General features: G+C 58.2%; 18 protein-coding genes and 6 pseudogenes. 15 read left to right on the top strand and 9 right to left on the bottom strand.

The genetic code is table 11. The annotated features are described in order from the left end of the window. The first annotated feature begins 19 nt into the window (after nt 1–19). A complete protein-coding gene (locus tag PR017_RS20405; protein ID WP_111221354.1) occupies nt 20–1,048 on the top strand; it encodes a DUF1254 domain-containing protein in 1,029 nt (342 codons plus the stop codon). 110 nt (nt 1,049–1,158) lie between these two features. Here PR017_RS20405 and PR017_RS20400 read toward each other — a convergent pair whose 3' ends face one another. Further along, nucleotides 1,159–1,932, bottom strand: a complete 774-nt coding sequence (locus PR017_RS20400) for a metallophosphoesterase (RefSeq protein ID WP_111221353.1) — start codon at nt 1,930–1,932, stop codon at nt 1,159–1,161. A gap of 392 nt (nt 1,933–2,324) precedes the next feature. Here PR017_RS20400 and PR017_RS20395 point away from each other — a divergent pair, with 392 nt between their 5' ends. Further along, a complete protein-coding gene (locus PR017_RS20395) occupies nt 2,325–2,648 on the top strand; it encodes a hypothetical protein (RefSeq protein WP_133255631.1) in 324 nt (107 codons plus the stop codon). Here PR017_RS20395 and PR017_RS20390 read toward each other — a convergent pair. Then, nucleotides 2,603–3,064 carry a hypothetical protein gene (locus PR017_RS20390; protein ID WP_133255630.1) on the bottom strand — a complete coding sequence of 154 codons (462 nt, stop codon included), beginning with the start codon at nt 3,062–3,064 and terminating at the stop codon, nt 2,603–2,605. The genes PR017_RS20395 and PR017_RS20390 overlap by 46 nt on opposite strands. 26 nt (nt 3,065–3,090) lie before the next feature. Between PR017_RS20390 and PR017_RS20385 the strand changes: the two genes are divergently transcribed. From PR017_RS20385 to PR017_RS20375, 3 genes are all read left to right on the top strand, one after another. After that, nucleotides 3,091–3,708 (top strand): hypothetical protein, encoded by a 618-nt coding sequence (locus PR017_RS20385; RefSeq protein WP_111221351.1) that lies wholly within the window; start codon nt 3,091–3,093, stop codon nt 3,706–3,708. 54 nt (nt 3,709–3,762) lie between these two features. Further along, nucleotides 3,763–5,691 carry an AAA family ATPase gene (locus PR017_RS20380; protein WP_111221350.1) on the top strand — a complete coding sequence of 643 codons (1,929 nt, stop codon included), beginning with the start codon at nt 3,763–3,765 and terminating at the stop codon, nt 5,689–5,691. A gap of 86 nt (nt 5,692–5,777) precedes the next feature. Next, on the top strand, nt 5,778–6,239 hold the full coding sequence (locus PR017_RS20375; RefSeq protein WP_111221349.1) for a hypothetical protein: 462 nt from the start codon (nt 5,778–5,780) through the stop codon (nt 6,237–6,239). On the opposite strand, the gene PR017_RS20370 is transcribed toward PR017_RS20375, so the two are convergent. Further along, nucleotides 6,220–6,594 carry a hypothetical protein gene (locus PR017_RS20370; protein WP_111221348.1) on the bottom strand — a complete coding sequence of 125 codons (375 nt, stop codon included), beginning with the start codon at nt 6,592–6,594 and terminating at the stop codon, nt 6,220–6,222. The genes PR017_RS20375 and PR017_RS20370 overlap by 20 nt on opposite strands. 252 nt (nt 6,595–6,846) lie before the next feature. Between PR017_RS20370 and PR017_RS20365 the strand changes: the two genes are divergently transcribed. Beyond that, on the top strand, nt 6,847–7,230 hold the full coding sequence (locus tag PR017_RS20365) for a hypothetical protein (protein ID WP_111221347.1): 384 nt from the start codon (nt 6,847–6,849) through the stop codon (nt 7,228–7,230). Nucleotides 7,231–7,575: 345 nt separating this feature from the next. Beyond that, a pseudogene (locus tag PR017_RS28490) lies at nt 7,576–7,743 on the top strand (DUF72 domain-containing protein); the annotation flags it as partial. Nucleotides 7,744–8,786: 1,043 nt separating this feature from the next. On the opposite strand, the gene PR017_RS20355 reads toward PR017_RS28490, so the two are convergent. Continuing rightward, complete coding sequence (locus tag PR017_RS20355) at nt 8,787–9,803, bottom strand: alpha/beta fold hydrolase (protein WP_111221387.1); 1,017 nt, start codon at nt 9,801–9,803, stop codon at nt 8,787–8,789. A gap of 193 nt (nt 9,804–9,996) precedes the next feature. Here PR017_RS20355 and PR017_RS20350 point away from each other — a divergent pair, with 193 nt between their 5' ends. Both PR017_RS20350 and PR017_RS20345 read left to right on the top strand, forming a co-directional pair. Then, the gene (locus PR017_RS20350; RefSeq protein ID WP_111221346.1) at nt 9,997–10,944 is read left to right on the top strand and encodes a LysR family transcriptional regulator; all 948 of its coding nucleotides are present in this window, start codon (nt 9,997–9,999) and stop codon (nt 10,942–10,944) included. A 291-nt stretch (nt 10,945–11,235) separates the two neighbouring features. After that, a complete protein-coding gene (locus tag PR017_RS20345; RefSeq protein WP_240539065.1) occupies nt 11,236–11,985 on the top strand; it encodes a GGDEF domain-containing protein in 750 nt (249 codons plus the stop codon). A gap of 51 nt (nt 11,986–12,036) precedes the next feature. Here the strand turns inward: PR017_RS20345 and PR017_RS20340 are convergent. Continuing rightward, nucleotides 12,037–12,516, bottom strand: a pseudogene (locus tag PR017_RS20340) (recombinase family protein); the annotation flags it as partial. A 177-nt stretch (nt 12,517–12,693) separates the two neighbouring features. On the opposite strand from PR017_RS20340, the gene PR017_RS20335 reads away from it, so the two are divergent. Continuing rightward, nucleotides 12,694–14,358 carry an alpha-amylase family protein gene (locus PR017_RS20335; RefSeq protein WP_111221345.1) on the top strand — a complete coding sequence of 555 codons (1,665 nt, stop codon included), beginning with the start codon at nt 12,694–12,696 and terminating at the stop codon, nt 14,356–14,358. Between the two features lie 358 nt (nt 14,359–14,716). On the opposite strand, the gene PR017_RS20330 is transcribed toward PR017_RS20335, so the two are convergent. Both PR017_RS20330 and PR017_RS20325 read right to left on the bottom strand, forming a co-directional pair. Beyond that, nucleotides 14,717–14,917, bottom strand: coding sequence for a hypothetical protein (locus PR017_RS20330; RefSeq protein WP_133255629.1), 201 nt, complete (start codon nt 14,915–14,917; stop codon nt 14,717–14,719). Between the two features lie 189 nt (nt 14,918–15,106). Further along, nucleotides 15,107–15,422, bottom strand: a pseudogene (locus PR017_RS20325) (GFA family protein); the annotation flags it as partial. A gap of 378 nt (nt 15,423–15,800) precedes the next feature. On the opposite strand from PR017_RS20325, the gene PR017_RS20320 reads away from it, so the two are divergent. Together PR017_RS20320 and PR017_RS20315 are read left to right on the top strand one after the other, a co-directional pair. Beyond that, nucleotides 15,801–17,309, top strand: coding sequence for an ATPase domain-containing protein (locus PR017_RS20320; RefSeq protein ID WP_111221343.1), 1,509 nt, complete (start codon nt 15,801–15,803; stop codon nt 17,307–17,309). A gap of 49 nt (nt 17,310–17,358) precedes the next feature. Continuing rightward, entirely contained in the window at nt 17,359–19,341 is a 1,983-nt protein-coding gene (locus PR017_RS20315) for a hybrid sensor histidine kinase/response regulator (RefSeq protein WP_240539061.1), read from the top strand. A 220-nt stretch (nt 19,342–19,561) separates the two neighbouring features. Here PR017_RS20315 and PR017_RS20310 read toward each other — a convergent pair. Beyond that, nucleotides 19,562–19,702, bottom strand: a pseudogene (locus PR017_RS20310) (integrase); the annotation flags it as partial. Nucleotides 19,703–20,210: 508 nt separating this feature from the next. Here PR017_RS20310 and PR017_RS20305 point away from each other — a divergent pair. Continuing rightward, nucleotides 20,211–21,715, top strand: a pseudogene (locus tag PR017_RS20305) (Tn3 family transposase); the annotation flags it as partial. Between the two features lie 195 nt (nt 21,716–21,910). Here PR017_RS20305 and PR017_RS20300 read toward each other — a convergent pair. Next, complete coding sequence (locus tag PR017_RS20300) at nt 21,911–22,141, bottom strand: hypothetical protein (protein WP_111221341.1); 231 nt, start codon at nt 22,139–22,141, stop codon at nt 21,911–21,913. Nucleotides 22,142–22,229: 88 nt separating this feature from the next. Here PR017_RS20300 and PR017_RS28340 point away from each other — a divergent pair. Both PR017_RS28340 and PR017_RS20290 read left to right on the top strand, forming a co-directional pair. Beyond that, nucleotides 22,230–22,820, top strand: a pseudogene (locus PR017_RS28340) (L-dopachrome tautomerase-related protein); the annotation flags it as partial. A 202-nt stretch (nt 22,821–23,022) separates the two neighbouring features. Beyond that, nucleotides 23,023–23,454: an L-dopachrome tautomerase-related protein gene (locus PR017_RS20290; RefSeq protein WP_111221340.1), complete on the top strand. Its 432-nt coding sequence runs from the start codon at nt 23,023–23,025 to the stop codon at nt 23,452–23,454. Nucleotides 23,455–23,528 lie beyond the last annotated feature (74 nt).

Here is a 23,528-nt window from a genome sequence, read left to right as displayed (position 1 = left end):
AACAAAGGAACCGAGAGCCATGTTGAAACCTGTCCTTCAGTTGATTGCACTATCCGCGCTGCTGTCGTGCACGACCCTCGCTCATGCAGCCGACGTCAAAGCCGACCTCGTGACCGCGGATAACTTTCCGCGGGCCGAAAGCGATCTCTACTTCGCCAACATCGTTAAGGACGGCGGGCTCGGAAAATTCGTGCACCGCCGGGAGCCCGCGACCATCGAGAACCAGACGGTGATCCGCTTGAACAGGGACACGCTCTATTCGGCCGCCGTCTTCGATCTCGATGCGGGTCCGGTGACGATCACCCTGCCGGAGACGGGCGAGCGGTTCCGGTCGATGCAGGTCATCAACGAGGACCAGTACACACAGGAGGTGGCTTACGACGCAGGCCCCCACGTCCTTTCCAGGGACAACGTCGGGACCCGATACGTCGTCGCCATTCGTACTCTTGTCGATCCCAACGATCCGAACGATCTTGGAGCCGTGCATAAGCTTCAGGACGCCATAACGGTCAGCCAGCCGGGTGGACCCGGCGGTTTCGAGGTCCCCCATTGGGATCAGGCCAGCCAGAGCAAGGTACGCAAGGCGCTCCTCTCGCTCGCCGACACGCTTCCCGATACGAAGCGGATGTTCGGTCGGAAGGAAGACGTCGAGCCTGTTCGCAGACTGATCGGCTCGGCCTCGGCATGGGGCGGTAATCCCGAGAAGGACGCGCTTTACCTGAACGTGGTGCCACCGAACAATGACGGACACACGGTCTACCAGCTGACCGCCAAGGACGTTCCCGTCGATGGCTTCTGGTCAATCAGCCTCTACAACGCCAAGGGCTATTTCGAGAAGAACAAGCTGGGCATCTACAACTTGAACAGCGTGACGGCCAAGAAGGCCGCCGATCGTTCGGTGCATGTCCAGTTCGGCGGATGTGACGGCAAGATCGACAATTGCCTGCCCGTTATGAAGGGCTGGAACTATATGGTCCGTCTCTATCGACCGAAGGCAGAGGTTCTCGAAGGCAGGTGGTTGTTCCCGGAGGCGGCGGTCGTGGACTAGAATCCCGTCGCCGTCGGACGTCTTCGGCGGCACGTCATGTCTATGCGTGCCGTCGCCGATAGTCGTGAGAGTTCTGAAAGGCTTGCCGAAACGGCAAGCCTCATCTTCGCTTAAACCTCAACGACGTACGTCTGATCGAATACCTGATAGCTGGGTTCTCGGGGATAGCCGCGGGGATTGGAAACAACCCTGGTGCTCCCGACCATGTAATCCGAGGTGTTGTGCAGATGGCCGTGAACCCACAGTTCGGGCCCGCCGGGGCCTCCCATCAAGTATTCCATGTCGGAAGCGTAAGCCGCCGACAGGACGTCCTTGCGAAAGCGATCCTCGACCGACCTAAAGCTTGGCGCGTGGTGGGTCACGAACACCAGCTTGCCGTCGCCGTGCTCACGAACGCAGTCTTCCAAAAACCGTCGGCTGACGACGTGCTTCTGGAAGGTGTGAAGCGGGTACAACGGCTTGAACGGCTGCTTGCCGTACTTCACCATCCTGTAATCGTTGAGGTCGGCAGCGGCCGTCCGCTGGGCGATGTCCGACCAGTCCTCGCCGAGAAGGTCGAAATCGGTCCACAGGGTCGAGCCGCAGAACGTGACGCCATCCAGCGTGACGGAGCTGTCTTCGAGGAAATACACGCGGCCGCTGCCTTGCCATCTGCGGGCGTCGGAAAGGCTCTCACGGAGGAAGGCGCGATAGAATTCGTGGTTGCCCGCACAGAAAACGACGGGCATGTGCGGCGCGATATTGGCGTCCAGCCATTCGAGAGACGGAACAACGCCCTTCGTCATGACGTCGCCCGCCACGACGCAGATGTCAGCGTGGGGAACCGCGAGGTCCGGCATGGCAGCATGCTCGAGATGGAGGTCGGACAAGACCCAGAGTTTCATGGTATTCTCCTGCTGCCAACGAGCTTCACAGCTTCGATGGCGAATGAACGCATTCGTATGATGACCAGACCAGGCAAGGTCAGCCGCGAATGAGCAGGGAGATGGAGAAGGCGCTTTGCATAGTTTGGGTCTCCTGCAGAGTGATTGTCGGAGGCGAACGTCGAAAAGGCATCGGCGAACCGATCACATCGTCGAAATTGCTATCCGGATCACGCGCATGTGGAAGCCCTGCATAGAGTTTGAAGCTTGAGTGCCCGGATAGATAGCAAAGCTGCGTCTGAAGTCAACCTCGGTCACCTGGATAGGACGTCGCCCAACATATGCTCTCGTGCTGGTTTAAGCAAAGACAGCAAACACTGGTGATATCTAGGGTGAAGAAAGCCGCGATCTCGATGCTTCTGTCAGCATGGCTCTGCGTGTTCCAGGGGGCCGCTCTTGCGAAAGACGGCGTCATGCTTCACCTCGGAGAGGGAAGCCCGGGGTTGCATGTGCCCGTCAGCAAACAGGACGTCTTCGCGGTGCCGGCCTTCGAGGACTATTCCTACATGCTGTTCGACGTGTGCGACGCCATGGGACTGACGGCGGAGAAGGGGTGCGATATCTACCCGATGAACGCTTCCCTCGGCGGAAACGCCATCGTCACCGTCCAAAACGGCAACAAGATCGTCGTCTACGACAGGGAGCTGTCGCCGAAGGTCGGTACGACGGCGCGATGATGATCCTCGGTCAAGAGCTGGGACACCACTTCTGCCATCACCTCGGCACGTCCGCCCATCCGCGAAAGGAGCTTCCCGCAGATCGGTTCGGGCTGCCATGCGCCTTTCCAGGATGACGCTTTAGAAACCCGCTGAGCGCCGTGCCGATCCTCGACGAGCGACCGTCGAAATCCCACCCGGGAGGCCGACCGAGTGAAGGCGATAACCGCTGGTTGGAACGAGCCAGCGTCAGGAAGGAACTGCTGAGTGTTTTGTGTGGGGTCAGCCCCGCCACCAGACCCGTCTAAAAAAGGCGAGATAAGGCTCTTGCCGGGAGACAAATAGTTCTCTATTTGTTCCGAATGTTCAAAATCCTCGACATCCACCTGATACGAATAGGCTGACCGCCACCGCCGCTTGATGCGGCGAGCGATCAACCGTATGTATCGAGTGAGGTTGTCAAATGGGCATGATGTCCGAAGCGATCAGCGCTTCCGCCGCCAAGGCAAAAGCTTCCAGACAGAGTTTCTATCCGGCCGCCACCATCCGTTGCGATGGCCCGCGCCTTTTCCGCTCGCAGACGGCTCGTGACGTAGCCTGCCTGCTCGACGTCGATCCGGCGGTCCATAGCTGGGTATGCACGCCGGAGGCCTTCGATGTCGACGGCCATCGCCATATTCCGGACTTCGCGCTCGTCGACACCCACGGCGGCCGATCTTTCCTCGACGCTCCCGACCGAGGGGACGTGAAGGCCGACGACGTTTCCCGGGCAGTCCTAGCCAAGACCGGCAGACCCTATTCGGTAATGAGCGACGCTGAACTTCGATCGGGGTATCGCCTCCGTAACGCGAAGGACCTCCTTCGATACGGGAACTACACAGTCACGCTCGGCGACCGCATCCGTCTGCTGGCGGCTCTGGAAGAACTCGGGTCGATGACCGTCTCGGAATGCCTGCAGGCATTTCAGGAGATCAGGCCCATGGCCGGCCTCAGCTCCCTCATCCTCAACGGGTTCATCGAAATCGATCTGGACGCCGGTCTGATTGGGCCGTCCACGCAGGTGCGTTCGATAGGGGGCTGACGCGGCACTCTGCCGCCCGGTCGACCCATTCCGACATTTCCCTGCGAGGCCACCATGCACAACTTCCGTTTCGAGAAAGCCCTCAAGCACAAATCCGTCACTCTGCACGTAGCCGTCTACGGACTGGCCCGGGCCTTGCGGCCCTTCGTGCACAGGCCGGCGGTGTCGTTCGTCGCCGTGCTCAGAGTTGAGAGTCCCGAAGACCTCGATGTCTATCAGACGGCGGCCGAGTACCTGCTCCGGCTTCAGCGCAAACGATCGATCAACGACTTCAGCGAAGAAAACAACGAAGGCGTCGAGGCATTCGGCGACTTTGCCGACGCCGTCAATATCCGGCGCGCGCAGACCCTGAGGTACATGCGGCGGACCATTGTCCTGCACACCGGAGGCGGGGATATCCCGGGCCAGGTCTTGATGGCCGCCGATCTGGTCGCGGAAATCGAACCTCCGCTTCCCGGACATTATCTGGCCGCCGCCGAAGTCACGGGGCTTTCCGGCATGACGGAAGCGGACGCCGGATTTCTCTGTGGCTGCTCGTTCTATAATGTGAAGCTCGCCTTCCGCAGCCGCAGACCGCTGGCGAACGGCCTGCGGCGTCTGAAGACCCTGGCGGCGGAACTGGCTGTCGAGGAAAAGCACGAGGCGGCTGCCGTAGCCTCCGCACCTGTCTCCGCCAGGCGATGCCTTGAAGAAGCCGTGGGTTATGGGGAGGCGAAGGACTGGGGTCTTCGCGTCGCCGAAGACCTCAAGGCATGGTCTGCCGGTACGCTCTCGTGGACCGACGTCGACCGAGGCGCGCTGCTTGTGGGGCCGCCCGGTTCCGGGAAGACGTCCTACGCCTCCATGCTGGCCGCCAGCTGCGGTGCAGCGCTCGTGACGGCCTCCGCTGCCAAGTGGCAGGCTATGGGTCATCTGGGCGACCTGCTGAAGGCAATGCGGGGAAGCTTCGAAGAGGCGATGCGACAGACGCCGTCGATCCTGTTTCTCGACGAGTTCGACTCGCTTGGGAGCCGCGACGACGACGACGGCCAGAACTCAAACTACGCGCGGCAGGTCATCAACGGCCTGCTCGAGTTGCTCGACGGCGCGATCGGACATGAAGGCGTGGTCGTCGTCGGTGCCACCAATTATCCTGACCGCATCGATCCCGGCTTGCTGCGACCCGGCCGCCTTGAAACCCATCTTGTCATCCCGCCGCTTGACGGCGAGGCGCGCCTCCACGTCCTTTGCGGCCACATCGGTATCGAAAACCTTAAGTTCGCCGACGGCGGCTTCGAGGTAGCGACCGTCGGCTGGAGCGGCGCGCAAATCGAGAAGCTCGCACGGGACGCGCGGCGCGTCGCCAGGCTTGCCAGGCGGCCGGTCTGTGCGTCCGACGTCGAAGCCTTGCTTCCGGAGCGTGTGCCTGTGCCCGCCGAGATGCTCGACCGTCTGGCCGTCCACGAGTTGGGCCATGCCATCGTCGGCGTGCTCGTCGGCCAAGAGCTGCTTGCCGTCGAGATCGAAGACGCCAAGTACGGAGCCGGGGTCGGGTCGTTCGGCAGAACCGGCTTCCAGCAGCCTGGGATGAAGATCTGGACGCGCAGCGACTATCTGGACGAACTGGTTTGCTACCTGGCGGGCATGGCGGCCGAACAGCTTGTCTTCGGCGAGCATTCCGACGGGGCCGGCGGTTCCGAGCGTTCGGACCTCGCGCGGGCGACATACCTCGCGACCCTGATCGAGACTCATCTTGCGATGGGCGACGTCATGGTTTCCGAGCAGGACGACGACAAACGGCGTCTTGAGATGCTCCGCGCCGATCCCCGGCGCTTCGCGAAAATCGACGTCATCATCAAGGAGCAGATGGAGCGGGCGAGGGACATGATCGCACCGCGAATGGACGCGCTGTTGGTGCTGAAGGCGAAGCTCGTCGAGCGGAAGCGGCTGGAGGGCGGGGAGGTAGTTCACTGCCTCGATCAAAACCAAATGTGCAAGGCATGAATGAGACATTTCTCGCGTGATAGCGTTGTGAGGCAGCATCTTTACAGGACCCACAACGTTAACGAACAAGGAAGCCTAAACCCGCTATGAAAGACATCCTCTGCATCGTGTCTGGAGAATTTGGTTTGAAAACGTACTCATATATCTTCCACGATCAGGACGTAGATGACGATCAAACAATTCTGGACGGGCAAATCTCGATTGTCGTCACCCGGGATTTTACCCCAATATGCGGTCCTGTTGCGATACTCGACTTTCGGGAGCATCAAAACAAGTCACTACGTAGGCTCGCGGCGACTCCTGGTGCGAACGGTGCATTGAACGTAACGGTATTCCGGCGCGTCAGGGTTGACGGTGACGACCTGCCTGACGGGTATGTCGTCATGTTCGATGGCGGGCGGTACATGGTTCTAAGTCCAGCTAGTCGTATTGTCGGAATTTTTCTCACGCTCGAACACGCCACCGAGGAGGCATGGGAGCATTTCTACGGTGAGGACCAAGAACCAGACCCGATACCCGAAGATGCTGTTAAGCCTCGCGGTCGTTGAGAGACCCGTATTTATAGCCCCTATACCGTCTGGCATTTTCGACTTGCTCGGACGGCAAATGTTCCAGTCGATTGAGGATGTACTCATGATCCAGATTGAGCAGCGCGCCCCTGCCGTGCGTCGCTTCAATTTTCTTTCCTGCGGCGAGTTTCCGCCGCATTTCGTTGAGAATTGGAACATCGCCTTCGGCGTTTAACGCCTCTATCTTGCTTCCCCGTTCGGCGATCATCGCTTCAAGCGATCCGTAGCGCCCCATCTCGACGGAAAGCCCCATGACTTCCAAAAGGCTCCGATAGTCCTTCCTTTGGAGGTTGTAAGGCGGCATCACGTGCTTTGTTTGACGGTCCTCGACCATGTTGATTCTCACCCTCGTTAGTCCGATTCTGGGTCAACATCGGTACCGGCGCAATCTTGTTCGTGCGTACGCAACCGAGCATCGAGACCTCTGGGACTGGTTCCGCTATTACAAGGAGCATTGCGGGAGCTACGTCGAGCGACGCCAGTACGTACGCAACCTACTTCGACCAGCGATTGCGGCGGCGTCTTCCAAAAGTGCCAGCGCCATTCTCCTGAGGAGCCGACGGGCAGGGAGCGGGTCGACAGGACCTTGGCCAAGGCACGCAGCCAGCTAGACACCGCCGTCGGCGAAGAAGATATCCAGGCCATAGGTCTCCACTGTCGCGAGGTTATGATTTCTTTGGCCCAGGCTGTATACGATCCCGGTATCCACGTTTCTGAAGACGGCGTTGTCCCGAGTGCCACCGATGTCAACCGGATGATTGAGGCCTACGTCAGCCACACGTTCCCGGGAGAAAGCTATAAAGAGGTCAGGGCGCATGGCCGTGCGGCGCTTGCGCTCGCGCTTGATCTACAACACCGCCGTTCGGCGACGAGGCAGCTCGCCGAACTGTACGTCGAGGCGGCGGGCTCTGCGACAGCCGTAATTTCCATTATCGCCAGACGAAGTTTCGAGAATAGCGCGGGTCTATAAGGCGGTCGAAGGGCGACATCGGTCGAAAAGCGCAGCTATTCGCGCTGTTACCGAAGGAATGGGCAAAGACCGCCGTTTCCGACGGACGAATGCGCGGTCACAGCGAATTCGGCACAAGCTTCATCCTCTATAGCGTTCCGCAACGAGTATTCGTATAGATGTTACGTCGATATCATCCACGATATCATTTTGCAGAACTTGCTGAGCCAAATCAATGACTTATGAAACTGTAAAAAGGAATTCGGGAAACTAAATCGAGTTGTAAGAGAGTATCAAGGACTTTGTATAATCGGTTCCGGGAAATCCCGTCCTAAGCCATTGTTTTCGTTGAATAGAACGTAAAGACGATTGCGGGAGAGTTCAAGGATGTACTATTCGAGCTATACCAAGAACGAGATCAGGTCATTCTCAAAAGTGATGGCGGTTGATAGCTGGTGCGTGTTCGATAACACGGCATCCGGGGCAGCGATCGAAAATGCACTGACGATGCTTGGTTCACATTCGAAGCGATAGCGGACAGGCGCAGGGGGGTTAGATGGGCGGTCCAATGAGGTTGTTCGACCGGCCTTCGGGTCAGCTGGCGGCTGTAGTGCGACGAGTTGACGTTTCAGACGGATGACGGCAGGCGATCGCTTGGGGCAGGCTGACAGCCTACCTTGGCGCTAAGAACGGCGTGCTGGCGGATGTGAAAGCCGTCGAGCCAGACGCAATAGAAACGTGGCTCGACGGAAGAGGTGCTGCTGGAGTAGAAGCCTCTACCTCTCCGTTGCCAGTAAAAGCCTACCAAGCCATTGATCGAGGCTGCGCAACTGTGGCGGTTGCCGGCGACGGCTCGGTCAGCGTCAACGGTCAGCCAATCAAGGGGCCGGACGCATCGGTCACTGAGGAGGCAACGCCCTCGGACGAGTTGGCTCCTCCAGATGAGACAGTCCCTTCCGACGATACCAAGCCCTGATTGACAAAGGCCCGCTTTGGAAGCGGGTCCTTGTCGTTTGATAAGACGATGACGGAGGGTCGGTACGGGCGGCACCTCCGCCGATACGCAAGCCCGTGTTACTGCCTCGCAGGTATCGGGACGGTGTGAGTCCAGAGGCGCGTTCGCCTCAGTCCAGGCGATATCGGAGGGTACAGATGCCATAGGGACGGCCCCGGCGGTCGGGCCAATCAAAAATGTGACTCGGCATACATAGAAAGCCCCAATTATCGTAGGGAATAACAAGCGTTATAATATGTATCCGCATCGGGACCCCCGTCGCTTTACTGGACGAACGCCGATCTGTCATTCATCTATACATCACCCACGAGATTGAAGGTGGAGGCTGGGAGGTGACGCATTTCACAGGATCTTATCGGGCGATCATCCCGATTAAATCGCGATGCGAGGCGGGAACGCGGGCCTCCAAGGTGTAGGCGGCAACGGGCGGGGATCAGGATCGCAGCGTCGGGCCGACTGGGCCTCGAACAGCAGCAATTGACGTCGTTGTACAGCCATTGAAAGCCGGCCTCGATAATGAGCCAGGAGCTGATAGTTTCGGCCGGCCGGCTCCTCATCGCCATCACAGTTTTTTGCTCTGGAGCCAAGTGCGGATCGCCTGAGCGAGTTCAACCTTGCATTCTACAGGTAGCCAATGCGCGCCGCGCAGACTGGCCACGCTGAGATCTGCGCAAGCCGCGCGCATCGGATCGCCAAAGCGGTTCCCGTGGATGGTGTTGATCGCATCGAAGTCACCATTGACGAACAGTACAGGTTGAGAGATGCGGCCGCCGTTCTCAGACCTGCGGGCATAGGCGACGTTGGCTTCGTCGTTCAGATACCACGCGCAGGGCCCGCGGAAGCCGTGAGCCTCGAACGTTTTCACCAGCACGGCAAAGTCCGCTGATGGCCAGAGAGCAGGATCCGGAGGGGTCGGCGGGGCACGGTGCGCGGCGCCAAAGCGTCCGCCCTTATGCGTGACCATCGCGTTCGGTGAAGGTTTGCCGATGCTTGCGGGGTCTCCGCGTCTGTAGATAGACCCCAGCGACGCCGCCTTGTCCGCGTCCAGATCGGCGACGGCGGACTCAAAATGCGTCGTGTAGTAGCGATAATAGTCCCATTGCCCATCCGGAAACGTATCCGACGGATAAATCGTCCGGTCGACCAGGGGGACCAACGTCGGCAGAGCGTTCGTTTCGGGGAAATATGGCACCGAAACCAGCACGGCGCCGCGGCTGCGCTGAGGCTGATGCGCAACCAGCTCGCCGGCCACGACACTACCCCAATCATGGCCAACCCAGATCGCCGGCTTGCCGCCCAGGTGGTCGTGCAATTCGGCCATGTCCGCCACGATTGCCTCAAGGGTATAGGCGTCACTACTGGCGGGTGCCGACGAGGCGCCGTAACCGCGCATGTCCGGCGCAACACAGCGCCAGCCTTCGGCAGCGAAAGCGTCCATCTGGGCGCGCCATATCAGACTGAGTTCCGGCCAACCGTGGAGGAATATTATTAACGGTCCGTCGGCCGGGCCGGACACGAGATAGTGCGTCGTATGTCTTGACGTGCTTAAGCTTCGCGATGCCAGCGTGGATGTGGTCAGGGGTGCACCCCATGCCGCGCCGCCCGACAAGAAGGCAGCGGCAGCACTCATCCCGAGAAGAACGGACCTTCGACTAGGCAGCGATCCGCTTTGAGAAATCTGCGGTTGGTGCGGGACGATGGCAGGGTTCTGGATCTTAGTCATGCCCCATTATATGTCATTAGCATTCCCGCCATTAGGCTGATAATGGTGCATGACGTTTGAAGCAGAACTTACAGGTGCTTTGTTGCGACAGAAGGACATCCTCGAAGGCGTGGCAATGTTCGTGGCTGTTGCCGAAGCCGGCAGCTTTTCCGAGGCGGCGAGGAGGCGAGGCATTTCGCCCTCCGCCGTCAGTCAGGCGATCGGCGGTCTCGAAGAGCGGCTGGGGGCATCGCTGTTTCGCCGTTCGACCCGCAGCCTGAGCCTGACCGATGTCGGGAAGGACTATCTGCTCGCGACAGCGCCGGCTCTATCGCAATTGCGTCAGGCTGCCGAGGAGGCATCCGGCCGGAGCGGGCGGCCGACGGGACCTTTACGCCTCACGATGCCGCGCGCGCCCTTCGACCTGCTGATCGCTCCCGCACTGGTCCCGTTCCAGCGCATCTATCCTGATATCGATCTCGAGATCGCAGTCGAAGCGCGGATGATCGACATCGTCAAGCAGGGCTATGATGCCGGTTTGCGCTATGGCAATTGTATTGAGAAGGACATGGTGGCTGTTAAGGCCGCACCGGCATCGGAGGCGGTTCTTGTCGCTTCGCCCGGATATCTGCATGACAGAGCGAGACCGAATCTACCCAGCGACCTTCTCGATCATCGCGCCGTGATGTGCCGCAGTCAGATCACCGGACAGATCATACCCTGGACACTGCAATCCGCTGCCGAAGTCGTGCAGATCGTTCCGCCCGCAGCGACGATCGTTCATGATCTGGCTTCCCAGATCGACCTGACGGTCAGGGGGGTCGGTATCGTCAATGCGCCAGCTGCGTACGTGTCCGAGCTCGTAGACGAAGGAAAGCTCGTCCGCGTCCTTCCCGGATGGATGTCTCCCATCGAGCCGCTTTACCTCTACTTTCCCAGCCGCCGTCACCAGTCGGCAGCACTGCGGGCATTCGTCGCGTTCCTGAAGACTTTCTGCGCTGTCCCATCGGAAAATTAGCGACGATCGTCAAATGAAATCAGCCGGGGACGTCTTTGGGTCAACTAATGCGGTATCGGGAAGCCGCCGTTATAGTACCCTCGCACTTGCGGGTGAGATGTCTATACCGTTGCCACCATACACGCGTTCATCACTACGGCGGGGATATGTTCCTATGAGGATCTCGACCCAAACGCAGGGAGCGGCTGCTGACTGATCTTTTGAGCGCCCAGGTCGGTGGGATGGCTTTTTTTGTATAGGATTCAACAAATTTAAAGCCATCTGCGTCATAGGGAATTGACATTGCTGGCGGTGGTATCGATGCGTCGTGTTATTCAGAAGTCCGTTTTGACTGGCTTGCTTTCCGTTGTCGCCTCCCTGGCGCTTTCGTTCAGCGTCGTTCCGTTTCTGGGCGGCCGCGTAGAAGGTGCCGGCCTGTTCATGACGATCTTCTGCCCGCTGGCGATATCGATCCCTGCCTCGGCGCTGCATTTTTGGCAGTCTGAAAAAGTGCGGCGGGCTGAGGCCGCGACAAGAGACGCGTTGCAAAGGCTTGCCGATGCCTATGAGGCGCTTCGCCTTCAATCACGGACAGACGGTCTGACGGGAGTCCTGACACGAACCGCGTTCATGGATGATCTTGAGGCCGCAAGTCAGCAGAGCCTGTCCGGAGCACTGCTTTATCTGGACCTCGATCATTTCAAGGCGATCAATGATCGATACGGTCACGCAGCGGGCGACGAGGCGCTTCGCTGTGCCGGCGGGATCCTCGCACGCTATCAAATGCAGTCGAGTTCCATCGTTGGGAGACTTGGCGGCGAAGAGTTTGGCCTGTTTCAAATTGGCTTGACGTTCGATGAAATGCGTGGCCGTTGCGAGAAGCTTCGAGAGGAAATCGCGGGGATCATGTTGCATGCGCCCTCCGGCGTCGGGGTGATGATTTCTGCAAGCATAGGCGCATGTCGTTGCCCCACAGGGTTTGATCCATCCGAATGCCTCAAGGCTGCGGATGCAAACCTCTATCAAGCGAAGGCGCTTGGCAGGAACAGGGTCGTCGCGTAAATTCGAGTAAAGTCCCAGCCTACCTGCAACACCCCTGATCGGCCAATCAGACGACGAACCGGGTAGGGCTCCCAGCTGTCTCTCCCGAAGGCCTGGATTGCCGCGGGCTTTTGGCGCGTTAATGCCGGCCTTGGTTCCCTCAACGATCAGCGTTCTTTAGAGCTGCGCGACGGCGCCAAGAACCTGCAGAGAAAACATGCCCTGTCGCGTGGACGTATCGATCGGATCGGATTGCGGATCGATGAAAATGGACGGCCGCGCTGCTCGAGATCTTCATCACCTGCAGGAGGTGTCTCACAGACCGGGCAAGGCGATACGACGACAACCACATCGGCGGCGGTAAGATCACCGAGTAGTAGCCTCGTCAGAAGTGGCCAAGCGCGTAAAATGCACCCGACCCTGCTCCAGACATATCCGCTAGCAGCCGAAATCACGCAGTTCGGCCATAGGAGCCTCATCCATGCCCTGATTGCTGGTCGGGACAAGGGCGTAGCCTACAACACGTTTTGGGGCCGGCGGCGGATTCCCCAATCAAGAAGCCAGCGGCTTGCGTGGCATGACTTGGCAAAGCGAAGAAGGCCGCAGCGCCCGTCAAGCGAAAGCTAATGGCATTGCCCGTCAGCTTTGAGCGCCTATTTGAAGGCATTCGTTTCAAGGAAGCTATTGTCATGATGGGCGGGCCCGTCAGCGGACCGAAGGAAAATCAATTTGATCAATGACCTCTGGTATAAAAACGCCGTCGTATACTGCCTGTCGGTCAGTTCATTTATGGACTCCAGCGGCGACGGAACGGGCGATTTCCAAGGCCTGATGCGCCGCTTGGACTATCTCAGCGGTCTTGGCATCACTGCGATCTGGCTTATGCCTTTTCAGACATCTCCGGGGCGGGATGATGGGTACGACGTCTCCGATTACTACAACGTCGATCCGCGCTATGGGACACTCGGAGATTTCGTGGAATTTACGCATGCGGCCAAACAGCGCGGTATCCGAGTTTTGATCGACTTGGTTGTCAATCACACATCGAACGAGCACGCTTGGTTCAAGTCAGCCTGCGCAGATCCGCACTCGCCCCATCGCGACTGGTACGTGTGGTCAAAGAAAAAGCCTGCGAATGCAGATACAGGCATGGTCTTTCCCGGTGTTCAGAAATCGACTTGGACATACAACGAAAAGGCAAAGGCCTACTATTTCCACCGCTTCTACGATTTCCAGCCTGACCTCAACACCGCCAACCCGCTGGTTCAGGCGGAAATTCTCAAGATCATGGGTTTTTGGATTCAGCTTGGCGTCTGTGGGTTCCGCATGGATGCTGTCCCATTCGTTATCGCCGAGAAGGGCGCGGATGTTACGAAGCCGAAAGAGCAGTATGACATGCTACGGCGCTTTCGGGAATTCCTGCAGTGGCGCCGTGGCGATGCAATCATCCTAGCGGAAGCCAACGTCTTGCCTGAGACTGACTTGGAATATTTCGGCGATGACGGCGACCGAATGCAAATGATGTTCAACTTCCAGGTCAACCAGACACTTTTCTATGCGCTGGCCGTAGCCGACGCCCGGCCCTTGGTTAAGGCAATGAATGATACGAAGCCCCGGCCGGAGACCGCCCAGTGGGGTATGTTCCTTCGCAATCACGACGAACTCGATCTGGGACGGCTGTCGAACAAGCAGCGGAACGCCGTATTCGCGGCCTTTGGGCCCGAAAAGGATATGCAGCTCTACGACCGAGGCATCCGGCGTCGCCTGGCTCCGATGTTAGAAGGCGACCCACGTCGCATCCGGCAGGCCTATAGCCTCATGTTCTCGTTGCCTGGCACCCCGGTTCTGCGTTATGGCGACGAGATCGGCATGGGTGACAACCTGAACCTGCCTGAGCGCAATTGCGCAAGAACGCCAATGCAGTGGTCGTCGGAACCTCAAGCTGGGTTCACGAAAAGCGACAAACCCGTGTTGCCGGTCATCAACGAGGGCCCGTACGGCTATCCGCACATCAACGTTGCCAACCAACGCCGCGACGCAGACTCGATGCTCAACTGGATGGAACGACTGATCCGGATGCGCAAAGAAGCGCCAGAGATCGGGTGGGGAGAATGCACGGCCGTCGACACTGGAGACGACGGGGTCCTGGCCCTACGTTACGACTGGCGCAACAACTCCGTGCTGGTCATCCATAACCTTCATCCGAAACCTGTCGAGTTCACGATCAAGCCCAACGAGGCCGCGGGGGAGGGCGCGAAGCTCATCGACATCATGGATGGTGCAAATAGTGAGGCGGACAGCGAAGGGCGCCATCGGTTGCTGCTCGATGCCTACGGCTACCGCTGGTACAGGCTCGGCGGGCTTGACTATCTCCTCATCCGTTCGGAGGTATAAGCTCCGAAGATGTGGGTGAAGCGCGGACCTAAAAATGCCCGCCGGGGGCAGCAAAACCGGCGGGCTTCCTACCGGATGAAGCCGTTAGGCTTTATCGACGACCTTTTGACGCCATCCTTGATATGGCCCATGAGCTCTTCGGCATCCTGGGCCACGCCCTTGAACTGTACGCTTAATCACACACAACGTTCTTCGAGTTGGCTGAATCGCAACATCGGGCCGCCTGGGCCTTTTACTGGTATTTTTTCAATACCGTCGCAATCAGGACGGGCTAAAATAAGGCGAAATTGTGGAAAGCATTAACGAAGATTTCCAAAAATCGCCTTATGCGTGCTGCGCTGGTTGTGATCAGATCACCTTAGCGATAGGCGAAGGAACGCTCTCCTCGTTCCGTCTTCACACTTGCCAAGTGCTCGATCATGCCGATGTGGTGATCACCACTCGCCAGTTCGCTTGTCTCGCATTGGACGCAGACCGCATGCTTGGTCGCGCCATCCGCCATGATGAGCGTGTGCCCGCCCTGGGGAATAATCTTGTCGGGAATTGCAACAAGCCGCACAACCGCCTCCATATCTCGCAAGTGGGTATCCAATCAGCTCAAGGCTCGAACCATCTGGTTAACAAGAGGTAAACGGGCTTGCGTGGAGGAGATGTGACAGGTTGCGGCAATCCCCAGTTTCCAGGCTCGTTCGCTGCTATAATGAGGCGCAGAATATCGGCCGGGGAGACTTCTTGCCGCATGCTCCCTCTATATAAAGCGATCCTCGTCAAATTGCTCCGCGCCGCAATGGGTTGCAGCAAAGCCTCGCGGCGTTTGACCCAGAGTTCGTAGGTGGGGCCAACGTGGTCGGAGCTTCGTCGAGTGCGCCGAGTTTAATCTCCACTTCGTTGTCGTCGACCGAAAAAAGCCGCGACCCACAAGCTGGGCAAATCGCTCGACCTTCCCAGTCGATAGTCTCTCCTGTCGTCTCGAAATACGAAACATCCCAAACACCGAAGAACGTAACCGCCGATTAGCTCTCTTGGCGACAATCCGTGCAATGGCAGATCCCGACATCCTTCGGCTATCGATACAACAGCACAGAGAAGCTTGTCAGCCGAAGAGCTTCAGTTTCCAAATCTGCCAACTCAGGGCAAATATCGCGGCGAAGAAAAGCGCAGCGTGCTGGAACGGCCAAGTTAGACAGTGACCGGCGGCACTTTCCGCCACTGAAAAAATTATCGAGGTTTGTGCTTGGAGTCATAAACATGGAGATAAAATTTAGCGCGGCCCGGCCTTTCACGCGTGACCGATATTGACGACCTCCTTTTGAACAACTGAAGCGGGTTTCTTCTTCCAGGATTTGCTTAGACAATTCTTGTGGCAAGCTGCGATCTGAAATTGACCGGATTGAATTTTCGATTAGACGACATATTTGTTATTTGCAAAAGTAGGAGCTGACATGGCCGTAGGGCTGGAAACCAACGCCCTGACGGGCGTGGCCGGACTGGACAACATACTTTCCGGCGGACTGTCACGCGATCATGTGTTTCTGCTGGAAGGAAATCCGGGCACGGGTAAGACGACAATCGCACTACAATTCCTTCTCGAAGGCGCCAAACTCGGAGAAAAGTGCCTCTACATCACACTCTCCGAAACGGATTCAGAGCTGCGGGCAAGCGCCGCCTCGCATGGGATGTCCATCGATGATACCATCGAGATCTTCGAGCTCGTGCCGCCTGAAAGCCTTCTCGATCCCGATCAACAGCAGAGCCTTTTGTATTCTTCGGATCTCGAACTCGGTGAAACGACTAAGCTGATCTTTGACGCTTTCGAGCGCATAAAGCCGAGCAGAGTTGTCCTCGATAGCCTTTCCGAAATCAGGCTTCTGGCGCAGAGTTCGCTTCGCTATCGCCGTCAAATCCTGGCTCTCAAGCACTTCTTTGCGCGGCAGGGGGCAACGGTGCTGCTGCTCGATGACATGACGACCGAGATGATGGATAAGACTGTCCACAGTGTGGTCCACGGGGTCATCCACCTCGAGGAACTCGCTCCAGATTATGGTTCCGAGCGCCGCCGGCTGCGGGTCATCAAATACCGTGGACGGGCGTTTCGCGGCGGCTATCATGACCTTGCTATCAAGACAGGCGGCGTAGAGGTGTTTCCGCGATTGCGTGCCGCCGAGCACCGAACGGATTTCGCCCGTAATATTTTGCCGACCGGCAACGCTGAGTTTGACAGCCTGCTTGGAGGCGGTGTCGAACGCGGATCGAGCACGCTTCTCATTGGCCCTGCCGGCACGGGAAAGAGCACGTTTACCTTCGAGTTCGTCAAGGCCGCCGTCGCCCGTGGTGAAAACGCTGCGGTTTTCATCTTCGACGAGGAGCTTGGCCTACTTTTCGCACGCATGAAAGCGATGGGCCTGGATCTCGAGGCGTTGAGCGATCAAGGCTTGGTTCACATAGAGCAACTGGACGCCGCTGAGCTGTCGCCGGGGGAGTTTACTCGTCGGGTTATGGACCGGGTCACAGAAGCCAAAGCAAAGACTGTGATCGTCGACAGCATCAACGGCTATCAGTCTGCGATGCCCGATGAAAATGCCCTTATCCTTCATATGCACGAGCTTCTGCAGTACTTGAACAGACAGGGTGCCAATACGTTCATCACGGTTGCCCAGCACGGACTTTTCGGCGACATGAAATCTCCGGTGGATGTCACCTATCTGGCCGACACCGTCATACTGTTGCGTTATTTCGAGGCTGCCGGGCGCGTCCGCCGCGCGGTCTCCGTAATCAAGAAACGTGCCGGTAGGCACGAGGACACGATCCGTGAATACCGGATCGACAATACAGGTCTGAGCCTCGGTGCGCCGCTCTCCGGGTTCCAGGGTGTGTTGCGCGGCGTGCCAGTACTCACGGATGTCTCCGAGCCTCTCATGGTCATGACCACCGGAGGGCCGGGCAATTCCTGATCGTTTTGCAGACGCGATCATACTTGCCCCTGGCGGGCGGGATGCAGATGTGGCCTCTTCGCTCCTTTCTGCCGCAAAGATTGTGTGCCGGTCGGCTCGAGACCTTCCTTCCTTCGTTGCAGCCCTCGGCGAAAACGTTGCCTTTGGAGTGCTGACAGAGGAGACCGTACGATCGAACGACTTGAAGCCGCTCGCCAGCTGGATCGCAGGCCAGCCGAGCTGGTCTGACATGCCGTTCATAGTGTTGACGCAAAGAGGCGGCGGTCCGGAAAAAAATCCGGCGGCGGCGCGGCTTTCGGAAATTCTCGGCAATGTAACTTTTCTGGAAAGGCCGTTTCACGCCACCACATTTATCAGCGTGGCGCGCACTGCCATGAAGGGCCGGCAAAGGCAATACGAAGCGCGTGCACGTGTCAACGACCTTGCAGATGGCGAACGGCGTTTGCAGGCCGCGCTCGAAGCTGGGCGGTTGGGCTCTTGGGAACTGGAACTCAAGGCAAACCGGCTCACGACTTCTGAATTATTTCGCACAATTTTCGGAAAGTCGAAAGACGGCCCGCTATCTTACGAACATTTGTTGGCGACTATTCACGGGGACGACCTGCCGCGACTGAAACGTGCAATATCTCTGACAGTGGAGACTGGCAGGGATTGCGACATCGACTTCCGCTGCATCTGGCCCGATGGCACCCAGCACTGGGTCGATGTGCGCGCGCAGCTTTACCGGGACCGTAACGGTGGCGCACAAAAACTCGTAGGCATTGCGTCCGATATTACCGAACGCCGCGCGGCCGAGGATACGCTGAAGAGCGTCAACGATCTGCTTGAAGAGCGCGTATCTCTGCGAACAGCCGAGTTGAAAGCAGCCAATGCGGGGTTGATCGAAGAGGTGGCCCAGCGGGAGAGAGCGGAAGAGCAACTCAGGCAGGCTCAGAAGATGGAGGTTATCGGCCAGCTCACCGGCGGTGTCGCCCACGACTTCAACAACCTGTTGATGGCCGTGCTTGGAAACCTTGATCTCCTTCGCAAGCATTTCCAGCACGATCCGAAGGCATCTCGCCTGATTGACGGTGCTGTCCAGGGCGCAAAGCGTGGCGCGGCGCTGACGCAACGCTTGCTTGCCTTTGCGCGGCGTCAGGATCTGAGCGCCGAACCGACGGACCTCGGAAAGCTGGTAACGGGAATGGAGGATCTGCTCAAGCGATCGGTCGGGACGACGATAGCAATTGAGGTTCTGCTGGAAGACAATCTGATGCCTGCCATGATCGATTCAAACCAGGTTGAACTCGCACTCCTCAATCTCGTGGTCAACGCGCGGGACGCGATGCCCTCCGGCGGAGTAATCAAGGTTCGCGTTCGTGGCGAAGAAATACGGGGAGTTTCCAAGGATCTGACGTCAGGGCGCTACCTCGTTCTATCGGTGGAAGACAGCGGAACCGGAATGAGCGAACAGACACTGATGAAGGCAGTCGACCCGTTTTTTTCCACTAAGGAACTTGGAAAGGGAACAGGCCTCGGCTTGTCGATGGTCCACGGTCTGGCTCTTCAGTTGAAGGGAAGCTTGCGACTCACCAGTGCTGTCGGTCACGGAACTTTTGCGGAGCTTTGGCTCCCCGAAACTTTCCGACCGATATCCGTCGATGACGCTGTCGAGCCAGGTGCCATTGGCGTCACTCGAGCTGTCCGTATCCTGATGGTGGACGACGATGCTCTTATTGCCATGGCCTCGGTGGACATGCTTGAAGATCTCGGTCACGAAGTCGTGGAAGCAAATTCTGGTGCGGATGCCCTGAAGTATCTGGAATCGGGCAACACATTCGACCTGATGATCACCGATTATTCTATGCCCGGCATGACCGGTGCAGAGCTGGCCAAGGCTGTACGAGAAAAGGTGCCGGGGATGCCGATCCTGATAGCGACTGGATACGCCGATCTCCCAGCTGGCAGCGGGATAGATCTTCCGCGCCTCGGCAAGCCTTACACTCAAGCACAACTTGCAGCGGAAATCGGAAAGGCCTTGCATCGCGGCTGACCGACGCGTTGGCATCGAGCCACCTCTGTTTTCCAAAAGATTCGATTTCGGCCTCCACATCTTCGCCGGTGCGATGCCGTTGATCAGGGTCCGGACGGCGAAATGGTAACGGAGATCATGAACCCGTTGGTCATATCAATTCCTTCGCCAGCGTAAATGGGCGCGCAGATCAGCGTGCAGCACCACGCCGCCCGGCCATCTTCGTTGCTGCATGACTTGCCTAAATCAGTCTGGCAGCCCGACCGGTGCGGCGTGTCGCATTGTTGTAATAGCTGGACGCCTGCTGGACGGAGCGGTGCCTCGACTGTTCCATAGCCTCAGGAAGGGGAACGCCGCGATTGGCCGCCTCGGTCAGATAGCCTTCCGACCCCTGAACATTAAACGGGCACAGATATACGGTAGTGAGATCGACGTATGGTCAGCGGGGCCAGAGTCGAGTGGACAGCGATTTTCCCTATTTATCGCGGACGTAACTACGGTGTCATTTTCACTCTGCGGAATGTGTCGGGATAATCGAGCAAGCTTCGGAGAGGCTATTTCCACCAAACGCGAAACCGGGCTTTCCCTGGATGAGGCAGTCAACGCTGTCAGCAGTTGGGACCAGTTGATGCAGGCGACCGCAGCTGCAAAAGCGGCCTCTCGTACCCGTAAAGATGACGATCTGATCGCCTACCCGCCGGCCCAATATGCGCGCGTCCGGCGGTTCTCAGCTCCGTTCCTGACAGCGTTCACCTTCGAGGGGAACCGTCAAAACCGCGACTTCATCGGCATAGTGATGCAAATGAAGGTCGCAGGAAAAGGTCGCCGTCGCTCGACAAATCCGCCCTGGATTGAGAACGCGCGATTTGGTCGACAAGCGCTGGATCAAGGTGATCCTGGCAGCGGACGGCTCGATCGATCAAAGAATGCTGGAACTCTTCATCCTTGTCGAACTGAAGAACCGGATTGCTGCCAACGAGATCTGGATAAAAGGGTCGCGCACCTACCGCGCGCTCGACGAGGACATGATCTCGCACCAGACCTATGCCATCATCAAGGCCGAGGCCCGAATCCCCGTCGCAATTCCGATCGATGTCGAGATCTATCTTGCTCAGAAAGCCGAAGCGCTGGACCAGAAACTGCGCGAGGCAGCGAACCGTTTGGAGACCGGTCGTGGCGACACGCGCATCGGCGCAAAGGGGTTGCGAGTACCCGCGGTCAAAACCGCCGAGACCGAAGCTGCACTCGCATTCGCAAAACGAGTGGCAGCAGCCATGCCGCCGATCCGGCTGACGGACCTCGTCGCCGATATTGATCGAATGACCGGCTTCAGCTCCCTGTTTGAGCATCTTCAGACCGGGCGGACGCCGAACGACATGCGTGTGTTCTATGCAGCGCTCATCTCCGAAGCCACAAATCTCGGCTTTTCGAAGATGGCGCTCGCCTGCCCCGGCATAACACGCCGCCAGCTACAGCAGATGGCGATATGGCACTTCAGGGAGGAGACGTTCTCCCTGGCGCTTGCCAAGCTCGTCGAGGCCCAACATGCCGCCCCGTTCGCGGCCGTGTTTGGTTCTCACACCGTCTCCTCCTCCGATGGACACCATATTCATCTTGGCGATGGCGGTGAAGTCGCCGGCGGCGTCAACGGCCATTACGGAACCAACCCGATCATCAAGCTCTACACAGCGATCTCGGGCCGCTATGCTCCGTTCCACACAAAGATCATCGCTGCGACGGCGAGCGAAGCGGTCCATGTTCTCGATGCTCTTCTTGAAACCGATGTAGGTCTCAACATCGTCCGCCATCACGTCGATGGCGGCGGCGTCAGCGATCTCGTCTTTGCATTTTGCCATGCGCTCGGCTTTGCTTTCGTGCCTCGCATTCCCGATCTCGATGGGCGATGCCTCTATGGCTTTAGGCCTGCAAAACAGTATGGCATTCTTCAGAATGTCATGGGCGACCGCATCGACGCCGACCTGATCCGGGCGCATTGGGACGATATTTTGCGCCTGATGACCTCGCTGCGCACGCGCACCGTCAGTGCCTCGCTCATGCTCAAGCGATTGTCCGCAACCACGAGGCAGAGCGGTCTCGCCCAGGCGCTACGTCACATGGGCCGGATCGAGCGGACCCTGGTCACGCTCGACTGGATCAATGACGAGGATCTTCGGAAGACAACAACTGCAGAGCTGAATAAAGGGGAGAGCCGCAACAGTCTCGTGCGTGCGTCAATCTCCACCGTCTCGGCCGGTTCCGCGATCGAAGCCAGGAAAACTTGTCAATCCGAGCATCGGCCCTCAATCTGATCGTCACCGCTATCATTCACTGGAACACGATCTACACGGGCTGTGTCGTCGATGTCCTTCGAAATACCGGGCAGCCAGTCGCCGAGCCCCTGCTTGCCAGCCTGTCGCCGCTCTCATGGGAACACGTAAATCTTACCGGTGATTACCTATGGGAAGAAAAGCCCGCGCTCGACGATACCGGCTTCCGACCCATCTCGTTTACCTTCGGCCTACCGTATATCTGTGCCCCTTTAATGTTCAGAGGCCGTATGGGAACTGGACATCTCAACCTCTTCAATTCGTCATTTGCGATTGGAGAACTGTGGCGCTGGAATGCGATCCTTCGGATCGACGCGTCCCGTTTCCGGGTTTGCCTCGGTCACGCCATTGCCACTCTCGCGACTGTTTCCCATGTTGACCGGCGGCTCGCGCTGCTCATCGACGCTGCTTTCCTGAAGTTCGTCGCTCTGGGTGTCTTCGTTCAGCGATTTCGGTCGCAGTTTGCCTGAGGCCGGGATCGAGTTCGTAGCCATTGTCGTTTCCTCCGTTGAAATTATTCAACGAGCAGGAACGGCCGCAGTTCCGCCTTTTAGGCGACCAACGGCGTCTCGTACGGAACTCATGTTCGGAATTGTCGTTGATCGGCATCAGTTGAACGGAGCCAAAGCATCCTTCTTTTTTCTTCGAAACGCAGCTCTCATCGTTACTGTGACAGCGGCAACCAGCCTCGCCACGTTTCCTGCCAGCGCTCAGATGCTCGACAAGCTGAAGAGCGAGACGAGCAAGCTGGTCGCTCCGATCACAGGTTCCACCGACAAGCGTCTTGAGCAGGTGGCAAAATTTGACCATCAGGTGACCGGCGTCACTGTCTCAGAGGACGGCCGCATTTTCGTGAACTTCCCGCGCTGGTCAGAAGACGTCCCGGTATCGGTCGCCGAAGTGCAGAAGGACGGCTCGATCAAACCCTATCCGAATGACGAATGGAATTCGTGGCGCAACGCCCGGATGAACGAGGTCACGCCCGGAGAGCATTTCGTCACCGTGCAGAGCGTGGTTGCCGACGGCCGCGGATCGCTCTGGGTCGTCGACGCGGCCGCACCCAATTCCGAAAAGGTCATTAAGGGTGGACCAAAACTCGTTCAGATCGACCTGAAGACAAATGCGGTCAAACGCACTTACGCATTCGGCACCGACGCCGCAGGTCCTGCCAGCTATCTCAACGACGTCCGCATCTCCCCGGACGGCAAGTTCGCCTACATGACAGATTCGGCTCTCCGGGAGCCATCGTTGTCGTGGATCTTGCAAACGGCAAGGCCTGGCGCGCGCTCAGCGACGATGCTTCCACTCAGGCCGACCCCACCGTTGTTGTCCAGACCGATGACAAGCCGCTCAACGCCCGGACGGCCGTGGACCGATGTTCAACGTCGATGGCATCGCCCTGTCGCCGGATGGCAAGCTTCTCTATGTCCAGGCGCTGACTGGGAAGACGCTTTATCGCATCGACACATCAGTTTTGCAAAACCCTGGTGCTACCCCCAACGAGGTTGCCTCGAAAGTCAAGAAGGTCGCGACGACCGAGCCCTCCGACGGGTTCTGGATGGACAAGTCGGGCCGCCTGTTCCTGAGCACGATGCAGAGCGACTCCATCAAGATGCTGACGGCGGACAACAAGCTGGAAACCGTCCTGACGGATTCACGCCTACGCTGGCCGGACACGTTCTCGCAAGGACCCGACGGCGCGATTTATATTACGGCGTCGCATATCCAGGATTCGCCATGGTTCCACACGGGTGACTGGACAGATGACAGCTTCACCCTGTTCAAATTCCAGCCGCCAAAGCAGTAGCGGAGAAGGGGACGAAGTCCTGGTTGTAAGAATACCGCTCTAAGAAATCATCCCACGATGTAGTGCTGTCGACA

It is taken from the genome of Rhizobium tumorigenes (assembly GCF_003240565.2).
In the GTDB taxonomy this organism is placed as follows: domain Bacteria; phylum Pseudomonadota; class Alphaproteobacteria; order Rhizobiales; family Rhizobiaceae; genus Rhizobium; species Rhizobium tumorigenes.
Note: the sequence above shows the minus strand (reverse complement) of the source record. Positions and strands in the feature narration are given on the sequence as shown.